Raw genomic sequence first — 13,499 nt, 5'->3', positions numbered from 1 at the left:
GAGCCGTGTCTGTCTGCGAACGAAAGCGAGGTCCGCCATGTTCAATCACATCCTGGTACCCATCGACGGCTCCGAAACTTCCATGCTCGCGGTCAGCAAGGCCAGTGGCCTGGCGTTGGCCTTTGGAAGCCGCATCACGTTGATTCACGTGATCGACAACTATCCCTTCATCGGCGTGGGCGCGGACTACGCGCTCGGCCAGAACGAATACCTGGCCGCGGCCACGGCAAGTGCCAACGCGGCCCTGGCGCGCGGCGTCGCGGCGCTCGCGGCCGAGGGCCTGCACAGCGACCAGCGCGTGATCGACGGCCATGTGGTGCATGAAGGCATCGTCGACACCGCCATCGCCATCGCGGCCGACCTGATCGTGATGGGCTCGCATGGCCGCAGCGGCATCGAGAAACTGCTGCTCGGCAGCGTGACGCAGCGCGTGCTGCAAGACGCCCGCATGCCGGTGTTGGTCGTCAAGGCCGGCTGAGCGAAAACCCTGAGGGACTTTTCCAGCGAAGGTCTTGCTGCGTCACCGGGTGCACCAGACCCAGCTCGCTCGCATGCAACAGCAGGCGCGGCGCACGTGCCTGCACCGCCGCATCGCCGTACAGCGCATCGCCCAGGATCGGATGTCCGATCGAGAGCAGGTGCACGCGCAACTGGTGCGAGCGGCCCGTCAGCGGCTCCAGCAGCACGTGGGTGGCCTCGGGCTCGCCGGGTGATGAAGCGAAGGCCAAAGCACGCCAGCGCGTGAGGCTGGGCTTGCCGGCCGGGTCGGTCTTCTGCAGCGGACGACGCGGCCAGTCGGCCATCAGCGGCGTGTCGATGAGTGACCAGTCTTCGTGCAGCGGCATGCGGCCATCGACGACGGCTTCGTAGCGCTTGTGCACCCGGCGCTCGGCAAAGGCCGCGCTCAGTGCGCGCTGCATCTCGATGCCGCGCGCCATCACCACGAGGCCGCTGGTGCCCATGTCGAGGCGGTGCACGATCAGCGCGTCGGGCCATTGGCGCATGGCGCGCGCGCTCAGGCAGTCCTGCTTTTCTTCGCCGCGGCCGGGCACGCAGAGCAGGCCGGCAGGCTTGTCGAGCACCAGCAGGTACGGGTCTTCGTGGATCGGTTGCAGAAGCGGTGGCGGCGCGGTCATGGATGCCGTCGAGTGTAGAGAGGGGCGGCACCTGCCTGCCGGGGGCGGCGGCCCGCTCATGCGCCGCTCACGGAGCCTCGGCTATCCTTGAGCGAATGTCCGGCCCCGCTCCTGCCTCCAACCCTCTCCCAGACCCTGCCGCCGTCTTGCCCGGCACCGTGGCCCCTCCACCGAGCTTTTCCGACCTGACGCGCGAGCGCCCGTTCATGCAGATGTGGACGGCGCGGCTTTTCGGCACCGCCGCCTCGCAGATGCTGCTGGTGGCCATCGGCTGGCACATGTACGACCTGACCGGCAGCGCCTGGGACCTCGGCCTCGTGGGGCTCTACCAGTTCGTGCCCGCGTTGCTGCTGGCCCTGCTGGCCGGCCACATCGTCGACCGCCACCATCGCGGCCGCATCGTGGCCGCCTGTTTCGCGGTGCAGGGGCTGGTGGCGCTGACTCTGCTGCTGGCGGTGCTCGAAAAGCACGACTCGCGCGCGCTGCTGCTGGGCCTGTCGCTGGTGCTCGGCGCGGTGCGGGCCTTCCAGATGCCCGCGCAACAGGCGCTGACGCCGTTGCTGGTGCCGCCCACCATGCTGTCGCGCGCGATGGCCTTCAGCTCGGCCGGCATGCAGGGCGCGATCATCGGCGGGCCCGCGCTCGGCGGTCTGCTGTTCGTGGCGGGCATGGCGGTGGTCTATGGCGCGAGCGTGGCCTTCTTCGCCGCGGCCTGCGCGCTGGTGCTGCGGCTGCGCTATGCCTACACGCCGGCCGCGCGCGAGCCGGTCACGCTGGCCGCGGTATTCGCGGGCGTCGACTTCATCTGGAAGCGCAAGCCCGTGCTGGGCGCCGTCTCGCTCGACCTGTTCGCGGTGCTGCTGGGCGGGGCGGTGGCGCTGCTGCCGATCTACGCCAAGGACATCCTGCACACCGGGCCCTGGGGGTTGGGCCTGCTGCGCGGGGCGCCCGCGGTGGGGGCGCTGGTCATGTCGATCGCGCTCACGCGGCGGCCGGTGGAGCGCCACATCGGGCGCACGCTGTTGATGGCGATTGCGCTCTTCGGCCTGTGCATGGTGGTGTTCGGCCTGTCGAAGAGCTTCATCGTGTCGCTGATCGCGCTGGCGGTGTCCGGCGGGGCCGACATGGTCAACGTGGTGATCCGCCAGACGCTGGTGCAGCTCGAGACGCCCGATGCCATGCGCGGGCGGGTGAGCGCGGTCAATTCGATCTTCATCGGAGCGAGCAACCAGCTCGGCGAGTTCGAGTCGGGTGCCACGGCGGCGCTGCTCGGGCCGGTCGGCTCGGTGGTCGTGGGTGGCGTGGGAACGATGCTGGTGGCGCTGACCTGGTTCCGGCTGTTCCCGTCGCTGGCGCAGCGCGACCGGATGACGGTGGCAAGGCCCGTTGCGCCTGCGCCTGCGCCAGTCGCCGCCAAGTCGCCCGGCGCGGTCTAGCGTTTCAGCTGTCGGAGAAGAGCGAAAACGCCTTCGGCGCGTCGAGCACGAGGTCGCCCAGCGCCTCGGCCACGCAGGGAAGAATCCAGCCTTCGTCTTTTTCGTCGACGCTCAGGCCGGGCCATTCGATGGTGTGGCGCGTTTCGCCAGACAGCTTCTGGCAGATGCAGGTGCGGCAGGTGCCGTTGCGGCACGAGCTCGGCAGCTCGATGCCGGCCGCCTCGGCGGCCTTCAGGAGCGTGGTGCCGGCTTCGGTCTCGAATTCCAGGCCTGACGGTTCGAGGCGGACCCTCATCGTCACGGCGACGTCGGATTCTGTTGCTGCTGTTCGCGGCGTTGCTCGCGCAGCATGAAGAGGTAGAGGCTCTCGACCTTCTCGCGCGCCCACGGCGTCTTGCGCAAAAACTTGAGGCTGGAGCCCACGCTGGGGTCGATCATGAAGCAGCGGATGGGCACCAGCTCGCCCAGGTGCTCCCAGCCGTAGTAGTCGGCCAGCGCCGTCACGATGGCCTCCAGCGTGAGCCCGTGCAACGGGTTGCGCGGCTGGGTGGGCCTGGCCGGCGCCGGCGTCTCGTCGGTCACTTGTTCTTGAGCTTGCCGCGAGGGATCACCGCGGTGGTGATCGTGCGGACCGGCTCGATGCCGCCCGTGCCCACGGGCTTGGGTGGCGAGGTGTCCTTCTTCGGTTTCTTTGCTTCCTTGGTGCTGCGTTGCTGACCCTTGGCCATGATTTCTCCTGTTGATGCTACGGATGCAACGGGCAGTTTAGCGGTGCGGCGACAATACGCGGTTCCATTGATTTCCCCGCATTCATGTCAGATTACGAAGTTCGCCCCGCCACTCTGCGCGACGCCAAGGCCGTCGCCGAAGTCCATGCCCTGGCCGCCAAGGCCGCCTACGAAGGCATCCTGCCGGAAGAAGACCTGCGCGTTCTGGCCCCGGCCTCCCGCGAAGCCAAGTGGCGCGAAGCCATCGAATACAGCGAACCGCAGGTGCGCGTGGCCGTGCTCGGCAGCGAAATCGTCGGCTTCGTCGGCTTCGACCGCTCGCGCGACCCCAAGACGCCGCCCACCACCGGCGAAATCTGGGCCATCTACGTCAAGCCCGAACACTGGGACAAGGGCGTGGGCGTGGCCCTCTGGGACGCGGCCCGCGAAGGCCTCGAAGAAGAGGGCTGCACCACGGTCACCATCTGGGTGCCCATCCGCAACGACCGCGCCATGCGCTTCCACGAGCTCGCCGGCTTCAAGCGCGAGATGAAGACCGCCAAGACCACCGCCCTGGGCACCGTGCGCGTGGAAGAAATTCGCCTCAAGCGCAGCGTGGCCTGATGACGCACGACAGCTCTCCCGGCCACGCCGCACGCGTGCGGGCCCACCAGCGCCGCACGACTGCCGTGCAATGGATTCGCCGTACCCACGGCTGGTTCGGGCTGTGGGGCGCGGTGCTGGGATTGCTGTTCGGCTTCAGCGGCATCTGGCTCAACCACCGCAACGTGCTGAAGCTGCCGCAGGCCCAGGAGCGCACCCGCGCCCAGCTGGCGCTGCCCGATCCGGTGCCCGAAACCCCCGAGGCCATGAGCCAGTGGCTGCAGGGCGCGCTGCGCATGAGCGGGCCGCCCAACAGCACCCGCATCGAACCGGCCAAGCCGGTGGCCTGGGCCGACAAGAGCGACAAGAGCGCCCCCGCGCTCACGCAGCCGGCGCACTGGGTGTTCAATTTCGGCGGCCCCAACGAAATGGTGCAGGCCGAGTACTGGCAGGGCAACCGCTCGGTCGGCGTGAACACCACGCACAACGGCTTTGTCGCCACGCTCACCAACATGCACAAGGGCGGCGGCATGTCGCTGCCGTGGATCCTGCTGGTCGATACGCTGGCCGGCAGCCTGATCTTTCTGTCGATCTCGGGCGTGGCGCTGTGGATGCTCACGCACCGCCGCCGCCGCGTGGGGCTCGCTCTGTTTGGGGCCTCGCTGGCTGCCATGCTGGCGATCGCGCTCAGCGCGCTCTAGCCCGCAGACAAATTTCGCATCCGGCCCCTTCGTTCGGGGCTCGGGCGTACGGGTATTGCCGGAGTACCTGGCGGCTGCGGATAAGCTCGCCGCTTCTTTTCAGCCCCTTCCTTGCCCATGGCCACCAGCCTGCTCCTGCTGCTCGACGACATCGCGACCGTTCTTGACGATGTGTCGATCCTCACCAAAGTGGCCGCCAAGAAAACCGCCGGCGTGCTGGGCGACGACCTGGCGCTCAATGCGCAGCAGGTGTCCGGCGTCAGGGCCGAGCGCGAGATTCCCGTGGTGTGGGCCGTGTGCAAGGGCTCGTTCATCAACAAGGCCATCCTGGTGCCCGCGGCGCTGGCCATCGGCACCTGGCTGCCCTGGCTGGTGACGCCGCTGCTCATGGTGGGCGGCGCTTTTCTCTGCTTCGAAGGCACCGAAAAGCTCGCGCACAAGTTCCTGCACAAGAAGACGCACGAGGCTGACACCGAGCGCCACGAGAAGGCCGTGGCCGATGCCGCGATCGACGTGGTGGCGATGGAAAAGGACAAGATCAAGGGCGCCGTGCGCACCGACTTCATCCTCTCGGCCGAAATCATCGCGATCACGCTCGGCACCGTGCAGGGCCAGCCGTTCACGACGCAGCTCAGCGTGCTGGTCGGCATCGCTCTCATCATGACCATCGGCGTCTATGGCCTCGTGGCCGGCATCGTGAAGCTCGACGACGCGGGCCTCTACCTGAGCCAGCGCGCCAGCGCCGCCGCACGCGCCATGGGCCGGGGCATCCTCGCTACCGCACCCTGGCTTATGAAGGCCCTGTCGGTTGCCGGCACGGCGGCCATGTTCCTCGTGGGCGGCGGCATCCTGGTGCACGGCGTGCCCGCGCTCGGCCATGCGGTCGAAGACTGGGCCAAGGCCACGGGCGGTGTGTTCGGCACGCTCGGCTCGATGGGCGTAAACGCCGGCGTGGGCGTCGTGGCCGGCGCCATCGTGCTGGTGGGCGTGGAGCTGGTCGGCAAGCTGCGCGGCAAGAAGGCCTGAGCCTGCCGCCGCGCGTTTCCTGCTGCTGCTACTGGCGCGACTTGCCGCGCTTGACCAGCTCGACCACGATCAACGCGGCCCCCAGCACCAGCGCGAACCAGCCGACCAGATAGGCCCCCGCCACCATCTCGAACCAGCGCGTGCCTTGCAGGAAGCGGGGCCCCAGCAGAACGGCGGCGCCGATCACGAGGCAGAGGATGCCGCGTTCGAGGGTGCGGAGGGGGCGAGAGGGGCGTGTCATGAGCGCGAGAGTGTAGTCGGCCGATGGATCACCAATAGCTGACGTTCAGGCTGACCGCCGAGTAGGCGCTGTATCCGTAGATCGCGATGTAGAAGTCGCCCGGTGGTGGGGTGCCGATGGCCAGCGCTTCGTTACTGCCGTTGACGTAGGGGCGAAAGTCCCACGTGCTTGCACTCGGCAATCCGCCAAAGCGGACGTACATGTCGCCGTCGCCGCCCGCAGGGCCCGCCATGTTGATGTTCATCTGCGTGACGCCCGCGGGCAGGGTGACCTTGAAATAGCGCCAGCTTCCGGTACCACCTGCCAGGCCCTGTGCTGGCTGGTTGTTGGTGAGCGTGGTGATGGCAGGTTGCGTGTCGATCTTGTACGAGCGGATCTTCACGTCGAACCCCGAGACGGGGTCGTAGGCGTTCCAGGCGACGGTGAAGTTGCCTGCAAGGTCGCTGGCGATGTTGGCATAGCGCCCCGCGATTCCTGGCAGGTCCACCTGGAACTCGTTGCCGATGGGCACGCCATCGCTCGTGAATTGCTGGGCCACGATGATCGGCCACGACCCCGGCGTCGGATTGTCGACGTTCCAGACGGTGAAAAAGCTGCCGTCCTCCATCATGCTCACGTTCAGGAAGGCCGGCGCAGAGGACGCGGTCTTGGTGATGCGAAGCGGTGTTCCGACGGCGGCCCCCGCCGAGTTGAATCTCTGGACATACGCGTTCTGCGTGTTGTCGTTCTCGTATGTGTTCCATGCGATCAGGAAATTACCGAGCGGACCCACGGCAAGCGATGCGCCATCTTGCGTGCGAGGTGCGGTGACGACTGGCGTTGCCGCAATGAGCGCAGCCCCGGCGCTGTTGAAGCGCTGCATCCACACGTCGCCGGAGGTCGTGGGGTTGTCGGTCGTCCAGGCAATGGTGATGTTTCCCGATGCATCCGAAGCGACGCTGTTGGCTGCGACCACCAAGGTCGAGGGAGGCGTAATTTGGATTTCGTTGCCCACCGCCACGCCCGCAACAGTGAACCGTCTCAGCGCGAGCCAGCGGTTGCCGCCAGAGTAGACAGAGTAGAAGGCCGAAATGTTGCCGTCCGGATCGACGCTGATGCAGCCACCTTCGGCGCCAGGATTGGGGCGAAATGCGTTGGTCCTGATGTTTCCGTTCCGGTCGTAGAGCGTGATCGCCCCAAGGTCACCGATGACCGCGAAATTCCCGACCCGATCCGCCGAGATGCAATTCCCACTGCTGATGGGGTACTTGAGGGGGGAAAGCTCCCCGGAGGAACTGATCCGCTGAACATAGGTCATGTTCGCCGCCGAGTCCCGCCACATCAGCAACTTCTCTCCATTGCGTCCCGCGGTCAGGGCGAACTGGCCAGAGAGGCCTTGCGTGCCGGCTGTATTCGTATTGACCAGGATTGGATTGCCAAGGGGACCAGCATGGCTGGAAACCGCGATACCAAAAAGCAAAAGGTAGCCGAGCGCGCTCAAAAAACGCTTCAATGAATTGAACAACATGAATTCCCTCTTCCTCAGTTTGATTTTTTGATCTTCGATTGACGGCTCGAAGAAATGCCGATTCATCTGTGCCGCGTGGTCCTGTCTTCGTCAGTGCGTCATCGCGCCGCGCATCGAGGCCGGATGCCCCTGCAGCGGAAACGACTTCCCCGTCGGCACCAGCGTATCGCCGTCGAGCCGCAGGATTGTGATGTCCTGGTCGATGAAGTTGCCCACGTAGAGGTACTTGCCGTCCGCGCTCCACACCACGCCTTCGGGCAGGCCGCGCACCTCGACCTCGTTGGCGCGGGTGACCTTCTTGCCGTCGATCTTCAGCAGCACGACCGAGCCGTTGCGGTTGTAGAAGTAGGCGTTCTTCGCGGCGTTGCTGCCGCGCAGGATCACCGCCACCGCGTGCCTGCCGGTCGGGCTCACGGCCAGGCCTTCGGGGCCGTCGCCTACCACCACCTTGTCGACCACGCGCGGCGGCGCGGCCTCCATGTCGATCACGCTCACGGTGTCGATCTGGCCATCCGATGCGCCGGCGTTGCCGTTGTCGGCCGTCAGCGCGAGCTTGCCGTCGGGCGTCACGTCCACGTTGTAGGGCCACAGGCCCGCCGCGAGGTCGACCTTGTTGTAGCTGACCTTCTCGCCGTTCACGTCGAGCAGCGCGATCTTGTGGCTCGGAAACTTGGCGGCCAGCGCGCGCTTGCCGTCGGGCGTGAAGCGCACGTGCGCCACCGAGTCGCCCATGGCCACGGTGTCGATCAGCGTGACCTTCTTGCCCGCGATGCGCAGCACGCTCACCGAGTTGTCGGCGCGGTTGGCCACCAGCGCAAGGTTGCCCGCGCGGTTGATCGACAGGCCCGAGGGCTGCTTGCCGATCTGCAGCGTGTCGATCAGCTTCGGCGGCGTGGTGGTCAGGTCGATCACGAAGAGGCGGTTGTCGGGCACCTGCTTGCGCGTGCCGTTGTCTTCGACCACGTTGAGCGAATTGGCGACCAGTGCCAGCGTTTCGCCGGGCGTGATCGCCAGGTTGGTCGGCGGGCCGGCGATGGTGTTGTCCAGCTGCAGGGTACCGAGGATCTTGGGCGCCAGCGGATCGGTGCCGATGTCCAGCACCTGCACCGTGTCGCGCCCCATCGGCCCGAGGATCACGGCGCCGGCGTCGTTCCACGACTGCTTCTCGTCGTTGGCGACCAGCATCAGCTGGCGCTGCGGCACGGTGGGTGTGAGGGTGGTGCAGCCCGAGAGGACGGCGAGGGCAAGGGCCGCCAGTGCGGCAGGGCGAAACTTCATGGCGCTGTCTCCGTGTTGTTGTGTCGTCGTGGTCCGTGCCGCGCGGCCCGGCAGCGGATGGTAGCGAGAATGCGAAAAATCGCCGCCATCCGGTCCTGCCATGAACACCTCGACAAACACCTCTTCTGCCATTTCCGCCAATGCAGGAGCCCATGTGCGTGAAGCCCGGATGGACGACCTCGCCGCGGTGCAGGCGCTGTACGCCGAGCTCAGGCCGCACGACCCGGTGCTGTTGCCGGCCGACGCGATGCGGCTGTGGGCCGGCATCGTCGACGACCCGCATGCCTGCGTCGTCGTCGCCGAGATCGATGGCCGGCTGGGCGCCACCTGCATGCTGGCGACGATTCCCAACCTCGCCAGTGGCGGCCGCCGCATCGGCGTCATCGAGCATGTGATCACGGCGGCGGCTTTCCGCAGGCGCGGGCTGGCCCGCGTGGTGCTTCAGCATGCACTGGCGCTGGCCTGGCGGCAGGATTGCTGCAAGGTCCTGCTGCTGTCGGGCGTGGCGCGCCAGGAGGCGCACGGCCTCTACGAGTCCGTCGGATTCCGTGGCGACGTGGAACGCGGCTTCGTCGCCAAGCCTGCCCCCGGCACAATCGATTGACCGAACCCCTGGAGACACCCGTGAGCATCGAGATATCGAAGGAAGCGCGACAGCAGGCCATCACCTCCATCGAGCGCTATTTCCGCGAGAACATGGAAGAGCCCATCGGCAACATCGGGGCGGGTGCGCTGCTCGGTTTCTTTCTCGAAGAGGTCGGGCCCGTGGTCTACAACAAGGCCGTCACCGACGTACAGGAGCGGCTGCAGTCCCGCCTTTCGGAGGTCGACCTCGAAGTGCACGAGGACGAATTCCAGTACTGGCGCAAGTTCGACAAGCAGAAAAAGGGGCGCTAGGCACGGGCCCATACCGGCGCCCCGACCCCGGAGCGTCGCGTCGGCGCATCGCGACGAATTCAAAAGTGCTTCCAAACGTTGCAGAATCCGAAGCCATGCAACACCACCGCACGCTCATCCGCTCCATGTTCCGTTCGCTGCCGCGCACCCTTGCCGTCCTGCCGCTCGTGTTGGCGGCCTCGCTGGCCGGCGCGCAGCAGGACCCGTCCGCCTTTCCGCTGGATTCGGTCGGCTACCTGAACGAGGAATTGCCCCGCATGGAGGCCGCCATCGCCGCGAAAGACCGCAGCTTCTTCAGCGGTGCGATGGCTCGCACGGTGCAGTTTTCAGAGCGCTGGGGCTTCAAGGTCAAGGCCAACCCCGATCTGGCGGCCTACCCGATGTGCACTTCGGCGGTCATGGACTACGTGGTCGTCGGCATGTGCAGGCTCACGCCTTCCGAGGAATGCGAGCCCGGGCTGGCGTCGCGTTTCGATGCCAACGTGCAGCGCTGCCGCGAAGTGGCCGCCAGGAAATAGGCAAGAGAGAGACGAAAGAAAGAGACGCCCCGCCATGGACTACGCCCGCTACCAGACCCTTGCCATCACGCGCCGTGGCGTCAACGGGGCGGTGCTCGACATCCAGATGCGCGCCGCCAACGGCAAGCTGCCGACGGCCGGCCACGACGGGCATCGCGAGCTGGCCGAGATCTGGCGCGACGTGTCGGCCGACGACACGGTGCGCTGCGCGGTGCTGCGGGGCGAAGGGCAGGGCTTTTCGGGTGGCGGCGACCTGGCCATGGTGCAGGACATGACCACCGACGACGCGGTGCGCCAGCGCGTGTGGAAAGAGGCGCGCGACCTTGTCTACAACCTCATCAACTGCGACAAGCCCATCGTGAGCGCCATGCATGGCCCGGCGGTGGGCGCGGGGCTGGTGGCCGGTCTGCTGTCCGACATTTCCATCGCCGCGAAGAACGCGAAGATCGTCGACGGCCACACGCGCCTGGGCGTGGCGGCGGGCGACCACGCGGCCATCGTGTGGCCACTGCTGTGCGGCATGGCCAAGGCCAAGTACCACCTGCTGCTGTGCGAACCGGTGAGCGGCGAAGAGGCCGAGCGCATCGGCCTGGTGTCGCTCGCGGTGGACGAAACCGACCTGCTGCCGCGTGCCTACGAAGTGGCCGACCGGCTCGCGGCCGGCAGCCAGAGCGCGATCCGTCTGACCAAGTACGCGCTCAACAACTGGCTGCGCCAGGCCGGGCCGACCTTCGACGCCTCGCTGGCGCTCGAATTCATGGGCTTCGCGGGCGCCGACGTGCGCGAAGGCGTGGCCTCGCTGCGCGAGCGGCGCGCGCCGAACTTCGGCTGATTTCCTGATTTCTCGCGGGACACCGCGGAACCGGCTTTACCGGGCCGCTGGTGTCGCCCCTGCAAGGGGGTTGGCGAAGCGACACGAAGTGCGCGAAGACTGGGGGTTAGCTCGACTTGAGGCCCTGCAGCGTCTGCAGCAGCACGACACGCGTCTGGCCCAGCACCATGCCCTTCCACTCTTCGTTGTCGCAATAGAAGGCATCGCGCAGTTGCGCCCGGATCTCGCGCTTCTGCGCTTCCGGTGCTTCGGGGTGACGGCGCAGCCAGGTGTCGGCGCGAAGGCAGGTCAGCACTTCCAGGTCGGGCAGCGTGCCGAACTCCAGGCCCATCGGCGCGACGCGCGCGTTCGGGCATTCGTCGTAGGCGGTCGAGATGACCGGCCCCGACACGTCGGCCGAGGCCGAGTCGCCCGCGAAGGGCGCGAACACGTCGGCGCCCCACCATGCATGCGCCATCGCGAGGTCTTCGGGCGTGTTGCGGCCCGGGTAGATCTTCTCGCCATGGCCGTAGGGGCCCAGGCCCGTGTGAACGTCAATCCAGCCAATGTGCGTGGCGGATGCGGCGTACTTGCGCAGGATCGCGCGGATGGTCTTGTTGCTCCACGACGGCGCGGTGCCGCCGTAGAACAGGCCATCGGGCGAGGTGTACTGGCCCTTGGTGACGGCCGCGCGGAAGGCGGTCATGCCGTGCTTGCCGATGTAGGCGACCACGGCCGCTTCGTCCGCGGGTGTCGGCGGCCAGGTGGCGGGCAGCACCAGCGGCTCGACCTCGGCGTACCCGGCGTTCACCGGCAGCGGCGCATTGAAATCGATGTGGTTGCGGTTCAGGTCGATGTTGTCTTCGTTCGTGCGGTGCAGGTGCGAGAAGCCGTGCGGGTTGACCGCGTGCACCAGCAGCAGCGCCACGCCGGCCTGCGCCAGCCGCGAGAGCAGGTCCGCGTCGTTCAGCGTGGCGATCTGCGCGCCCGAGCCGCAGAAGCCCTCGGGGCCGTGCGTGCCTGACGTGACGAGCAGCAGCTTCTTGGCGTCGATGGCGCCGATCAGCGCCACGTCGGTGGCGAGTTCTTCACCGAGCGCGCCGCGGTGCGCGTTGAGCACGAAAGATTCGACGGCCGCGCCGCGCTGTGCGGCGGCATCGAGGAACTTGGCGCGGGCTTCGACATACGTGCCCGAGAAGTGGCGGGTGGCGGCGCTGCGTTGTGTGGTTGGCATGGAGTGGCTCCTGTGCGGTAAGTGGGGGGAATGGGGGGCGGTCAGGTCCGCGCGTACGCGTTGGCGGCATCGATGTCGCGGCCGGTGTGGTCGCGCAGCCAGAGCAGGCCCAGCAGCGAAACCACCGTCATCGCGACCAGGTACCAGGCCGGTGCGAGCTTGCTGCCGGTGGCGTTCACCAGCCAGGTGCTGATGAAGGGCGCGAAGCCGCCGAACAGCGCCACGCCCACGCTGTACACCAGCGACATGCCGCTGGCGCGCACCGCCTTCGGGAACATCTCGGGCAGCATCGTGATGCCGGGCACGGTCTGCGCCACGAGGCCGACGCTCAGCGCGCCGAGCACGACGAACAGCACCGTCGGCGTCGGCGAGGCATTGAGCCAGAGGAAGGCCGGGTAGATCACGATCGCGAGCGCGACGCGGCTCCACAGAATCAGCGGCTTGCGGCCCACCACGTCCGACAGCTTGCCGACGAAGGGTGCGAACGCGAACGAGATCAGGCCGGTCAGGGCCGCGCCGATCAGCGCCACCGATGGCGTGAAGCCCAGCTCGCGCACGGCGTAGGTCGGCATGTAGAAGGTCACCACGTAGGCGGCCGTGGTGCCGCCGATCAGCGCGAGGATGGCGGCCAGCACCGTCTTGCCGTGCTGCGTGCAGACGATCTTCAGGCTGCTTTCGCGCGGGGCGGCGGCTTCGGCCGGCGAGATGTGGAGCGACTCTTCGAGGTGGCGGCGGATGTACATGCCCACCGGCGCGATCAGCATGCCGAGGACGAAAGGCACGCGCCAGCCCCAGCTCTGCATGGCTTCGGTGGACAGCGCGGCGGTCAGCGCGCCCACCACCACGGCGCCGAGCAGCACGCCCAGGCCCTGGCTTGCGAACTGCCAGCTCGCCATGTAGCCGCGGTTGGCCGGCGTGGCGTGCTCGACCAGCAGCGTGGTCGATGCGCCCACTTCGCCGCCGGCCGAAAAGCCCTGGATCAGCCGCGCCAGCACGATGATGATCGGTGCCGCGACGCCGATGCTCGCGTAGGTGGGCGTGAAGGCGATCAGCGCGCAGCCCAGCGCCATCAGGAAGATCGTCAGCGTCATGGCCTTCTTGCGGCCCGCGCGGTCGGCATACGCGCCGATGACGATGCCGCCCAGCGGCCGCATGATGAACCCCACGCCGAAGCTGGCCACCGTCAGCAGCAACTGGCCGTATGAATTGAAGGTCGGAAAGAACAGCTTGCCGATCACCAGGGCCAGGAAGCCATAGACCGTGAAGTCGAAGAATTCCAGCCCGTTGCCGATGGTGGTGGCCACGATGGTCTGGCGCCTTTGCGCGGACGCCGAGGGCTGCTTGCTTGGGGTGCTCATGTCTCTCCAGTGTGTGTCTTGCTTTTCGAGGATGTCGGTCGAAGGT

The 13,499-nt window shown here is 67.3% G+C and carries 18 protein-coding genes; 9 read left to right on the top strand and 9 right to left on the bottom strand.

The features are described from left to right. Positions 1 to 37: 37 nt before the first annotated feature. Entirely contained in the window at positions 38 to 478 is a 441-nt protein-coding gene (locus ACGLHS_RS24150) for a universal stress protein (protein ID WP_093239033.1), read from the top strand. On the opposite strand, the gene ACGLHS_RS24145 is transcribed toward ACGLHS_RS24150, so the two are convergent. Then, positions 465 to 1,136, bottom strand: a complete 672-nt coding sequence (locus tag ACGLHS_RS24145; protein ID WP_394483901.1) for an RluA family pseudouridine synthase — start codon at positions 1,134 to 1,136, stop codon at positions 465 to 467. The genes ACGLHS_RS24150 and ACGLHS_RS24145 overlap by 14 nt on opposite strands. Before the next feature lie 206 nt (positions 1,137 to 1,342). Here ACGLHS_RS24145 and ACGLHS_RS24140 point away from each other — a divergent pair, with 206 nt between their 5' ends. Beyond that, on the top strand, positions 1,343 to 2,572 hold the full coding sequence (locus ACGLHS_RS24140; RefSeq protein ID WP_394484344.1) for an MFS transporter: 1,230 nt from the start codon (positions 1,343 to 1,345) through the stop codon (positions 2,570 to 2,572). Between the two features lie 4 nt (positions 2,573 to 2,576). Here the strand turns inward: ACGLHS_RS24140 and ACGLHS_RS24135 are convergent, their stop codons facing one another. The 3 genes from ACGLHS_RS24135 to ACGLHS_RS24125 are packed head-to-tail and all read right to left on the bottom strand — an operon-like array spanning position 2,577 to position 3,300. Beyond that, positions 2,577 to 2,867 carry a 2Fe-2S iron-sulfur cluster-binding protein gene (locus ACGLHS_RS24135; protein WP_394484342.1) on the bottom strand — a complete coding sequence of 97 codons (291 nt, stop codon included), beginning with the start codon at positions 2,865 to 2,867 and terminating at the stop codon, positions 2,577 to 2,579. A 2-nt stretch (positions 2,868 to 2,869) separates the two neighbouring features. Continuing rightward, positions 2,870 to 3,154, bottom strand: coding sequence for a VF530 family DNA-binding protein (locus ACGLHS_RS24130; RefSeq protein ID WP_093239036.1), 285 nt, complete (start codon positions 3,152 to 3,154; stop codon positions 2,870 to 2,872). Beyond that, complete coding sequence (locus ACGLHS_RS24125) at positions 3,151 to 3,300, bottom strand: hypothetical protein (protein WP_007833921.1); 150 nt, start codon at positions 3,298 to 3,300, stop codon at positions 3,151 to 3,153. The genes ACGLHS_RS24130 and ACGLHS_RS24125 overlap by 4 nt, the downstream gene beginning before the upstream one ends. Before the next feature lie 84 nt (positions 3,301 to 3,384). Between ACGLHS_RS24125 and ACGLHS_RS24120 the strand changes: the two genes are divergently transcribed. From ACGLHS_RS24120 to ACGLHS_RS24110, 3 genes are all read left to right on the top strand, one after another. Continuing rightward, positions 3,385 to 3,903, top strand: a complete 519-nt coding sequence (locus tag ACGLHS_RS24120; RefSeq protein WP_093239038.1) for a GNAT family N-acetyltransferase — start codon at positions 3,385 to 3,387, stop codon at positions 3,901 to 3,903. Continuing rightward, on the top strand, positions 3,903 to 4,583 hold the full coding sequence (locus ACGLHS_RS24115; protein ID WP_394483898.1) for a PepSY-associated TM helix domain-containing protein: 681 nt from the start codon (positions 3,903 to 3,905) through the stop codon (positions 4,581 to 4,583). The genes ACGLHS_RS24120 and ACGLHS_RS24115 overlap by 1 nt, the downstream gene beginning before the upstream one ends. Before the next feature lie 117 nt (positions 4,584 to 4,700). Beyond that, positions 4,701 to 5,609, top strand: coding sequence for a DUF808 domain-containing protein (locus ACGLHS_RS24110; protein WP_394483896.1), 909 nt, complete (start codon positions 4,701 to 4,703; stop codon positions 5,607 to 5,609). Between the two features lie 28 nt (positions 5,610 to 5,637). Here the strand turns inward: ACGLHS_RS24110 and ACGLHS_RS24105 are convergent, their stop codons facing one another. From ACGLHS_RS24105 to ACGLHS_RS24095, 3 genes are read right to left on the bottom strand one after another with little or no spacing between them, the layout of a single operon-like run. Beyond that, positions 5,638 to 5,850: a hypothetical protein gene (locus ACGLHS_RS24105; protein WP_394483894.1), complete on the bottom strand. Its 213-nt coding sequence runs from the start codon at positions 5,848 to 5,850 to the stop codon at positions 5,638 to 5,640. Positions 5,851 to 5,878: 28 nt separating this feature from the next. Further along, the gene (locus ACGLHS_RS24100) at positions 5,879 to 7,423 is read right to left on the bottom strand and encodes a PPC domain-containing protein (protein WP_394483892.1); all 1,545 of its coding nucleotides are present in this window, start codon (positions 7,421 to 7,423) and stop codon (positions 5,879 to 5,881) included. 24 nt (positions 7,424 to 7,447) lie between these two features. After that, positions 7,448 to 8,635, bottom strand: a complete 1,188-nt coding sequence (locus ACGLHS_RS24095; protein ID WP_394483890.1) for a YncE family protein — start codon at positions 8,633 to 8,635, stop codon at positions 7,448 to 7,450. A gap of 100 nt (positions 8,636 to 8,735) precedes the next feature. On the opposite strand from ACGLHS_RS24095, the gene ACGLHS_RS24090 reads away from it, so the two are divergent. The 4 genes from ACGLHS_RS24090 (at position 8,736) to ACGLHS_RS24075 (ending at position 10,882) form a co-directional block, all read left to right on the top strand. Continuing rightward, positions 8,736 to 9,239, top strand: a complete 504-nt coding sequence (locus ACGLHS_RS24090) for a GNAT family N-acetyltransferase (RefSeq protein ID WP_394483888.1) — start codon at positions 8,736 to 8,738, stop codon at positions 9,237 to 9,239. A 20-nt stretch (positions 9,240 to 9,259) separates the two neighbouring features. Continuing rightward, the gene (locus tag ACGLHS_RS24085; protein WP_093239047.1) at positions 9,260 to 9,532 is read left to right on the top strand and encodes a DUF2164 domain-containing protein; all 273 of its coding nucleotides are present in this window, start codon (positions 9,260 to 9,262) and stop codon (positions 9,530 to 9,532) included. A 95-nt stretch (positions 9,533 to 9,627) separates the two neighbouring features. After that, a complete protein-coding gene (locus tag ACGLHS_RS24080; RefSeq protein ID WP_394483886.1) occupies positions 9,628 to 10,050 on the top strand; it encodes a hypothetical protein in 423 nt (140 codons plus the stop codon). A 34-nt stretch (positions 10,051 to 10,084) separates the two neighbouring features. Next, positions 10,085 to 10,882 (top strand): enoyl-CoA hydratase/isomerase family protein, encoded by a 798-nt coding sequence (locus ACGLHS_RS24075; RefSeq protein ID WP_394483884.1) that lies wholly within the window; start codon positions 10,085 to 10,087, stop codon positions 10,880 to 10,882. Between the two features lie 106 nt (positions 10,883 to 10,988). On the opposite strand, the gene ACGLHS_RS24070 is transcribed toward ACGLHS_RS24075, so the two are convergent. Both ACGLHS_RS24070 and ACGLHS_RS24065 read right to left on the bottom strand, forming a co-directional pair. Continuing rightward, positions 10,989 to 12,095, bottom strand: coding sequence for a M14 family metallopeptidase (locus ACGLHS_RS24070; RefSeq protein WP_394483882.1), 1,107 nt, complete (start codon positions 12,093 to 12,095; stop codon positions 10,989 to 10,991). A gap of 41 nt (positions 12,096 to 12,136) precedes the next feature. Then, complete coding sequence (locus ACGLHS_RS24065; RefSeq protein WP_394483880.1) at positions 12,137 to 13,453, bottom strand: MFS transporter; 1,317 nt, start codon at positions 13,451 to 13,453, stop codon at positions 12,137 to 12,139. Between the last annotated feature and the right edge of the window lie 46 nt (positions 13,454 to 13,499).

Origin of the sequence: Variovorax sp. VaC1, from assembly GCF_043658315.1 — a bacterium.
GTDB lineage: Bacteria > Pseudomonadota > Gammaproteobacteria > Burkholderiales > Burkholderiaceae_C > Variovorax.
The sequence above is the reverse complement of the archived record's forward strand: the minus strand, read 5'-3'. Positions and strand labels throughout refer to the sequence as shown.

Bases quoted from the DNA above. Each gene is read 5' to 3' on its own strand.
- ACGLHS_RS24105 (WP_394483894.1), bottom strand. From the start codon at position 5,850: ATGACACGCCCCTCTCGCCCCCTCCGCACCCTCGAACGCGGCATCCTC.
- ACGLHS_RS24095 (WP_394483890.1), bottom strand. From the start codon at position 8,635: ATGAAGTTTCGCCCTGCCGCACTGGCGGCCCTTGCCCTCGCCGTCCTC.
- ACGLHS_RS24120 (WP_093239038.1), top strand. From the start codon at position 3,385: ATGTCAGATTACGAAGTTCGCCCCGCCACTCTGCGCGACGCCAAGGCC.
- ACGLHS_RS24080 (WP_394483886.1), top strand. From the start codon at position 9,628: ATGCAACACCACCGCACGCTCATCCGCTCCATGTTCCGTTCGCTGCCG.
- ACGLHS_RS24090 (WP_394483888.1), top strand. From the start codon at position 8,736: ATGAACACCTCGACAAACACCTCTTCTGCCATTTCCGCCAATGCAGGA.
- ACGLHS_RS24075 (WP_394483884.1), top strand. From the start codon at position 10,085: ATGGACTACGCCCGCTACCAGACCCTTGCCATCACGCGCCGTGGCGTC.
- ACGLHS_RS24135 (WP_394484342.1), bottom strand. From the start codon at position 2,867: ATGAGGGTCCGCCTCGAACCGTCAGGCCTGGAATTCGAGACCGAAGCC.
- ACGLHS_RS24125 (WP_007833921.1), bottom strand. From the start codon at position 3,300: ATGGCCAAGGGTCAGCAACGCAGCACCAAGGAAGCAAAGAAACCGAAG.
- ACGLHS_RS24115 (WP_394483898.1), top strand. From the start codon at position 3,903: ATGACGCACGACAGCTCTCCCGGCCACGCCGCACGCGTGCGGGCCCAC.
- ACGLHS_RS24150 (WP_093239033.1), top strand. From the start codon at position 38: ATGTTCAATCACATCCTGGTACCCATCGACGGCTCCGAAACTTCCATG.
- ACGLHS_RS24110 (WP_394483896.1), top strand. From the start codon at position 4,701: ATGGCCACCAGCCTGCTCCTGCTGCTCGACGACATCGCGACCGTTCTT.
- ACGLHS_RS24145 (WP_394483901.1), bottom strand. From the start codon at position 1,136: ATGACCGCGCCGCCACCGCTTCTGCAACCGATCCACGAAGACCCGTAC.
- ACGLHS_RS24065 (WP_394483880.1), bottom strand. From the start codon at position 13,453: ATGAGCACCCCAAGCAAGCAGCCCTCGGCGTCCGCGCAAAGGCGCCAG.
- ACGLHS_RS24100 (WP_394483892.1), bottom strand. From the start codon at position 7,423: ATGAATCGGCATTTCTTCGAGCCGTCAATCGAAGATCAAAAAATCAAA.
- ACGLHS_RS24140 (WP_394484344.1), top strand. From the start codon at position 1,343: ATGCAGATGTGGACGGCGCGGCTTTTCGGCACCGCCGCCTCGCAGATG.
- ACGLHS_RS24070 (WP_394483882.1), bottom strand. From the start codon at position 12,095: ATGCCAACCACACAACGCAGCGCCGCCACCCGCCACTTCTCGGGCACG.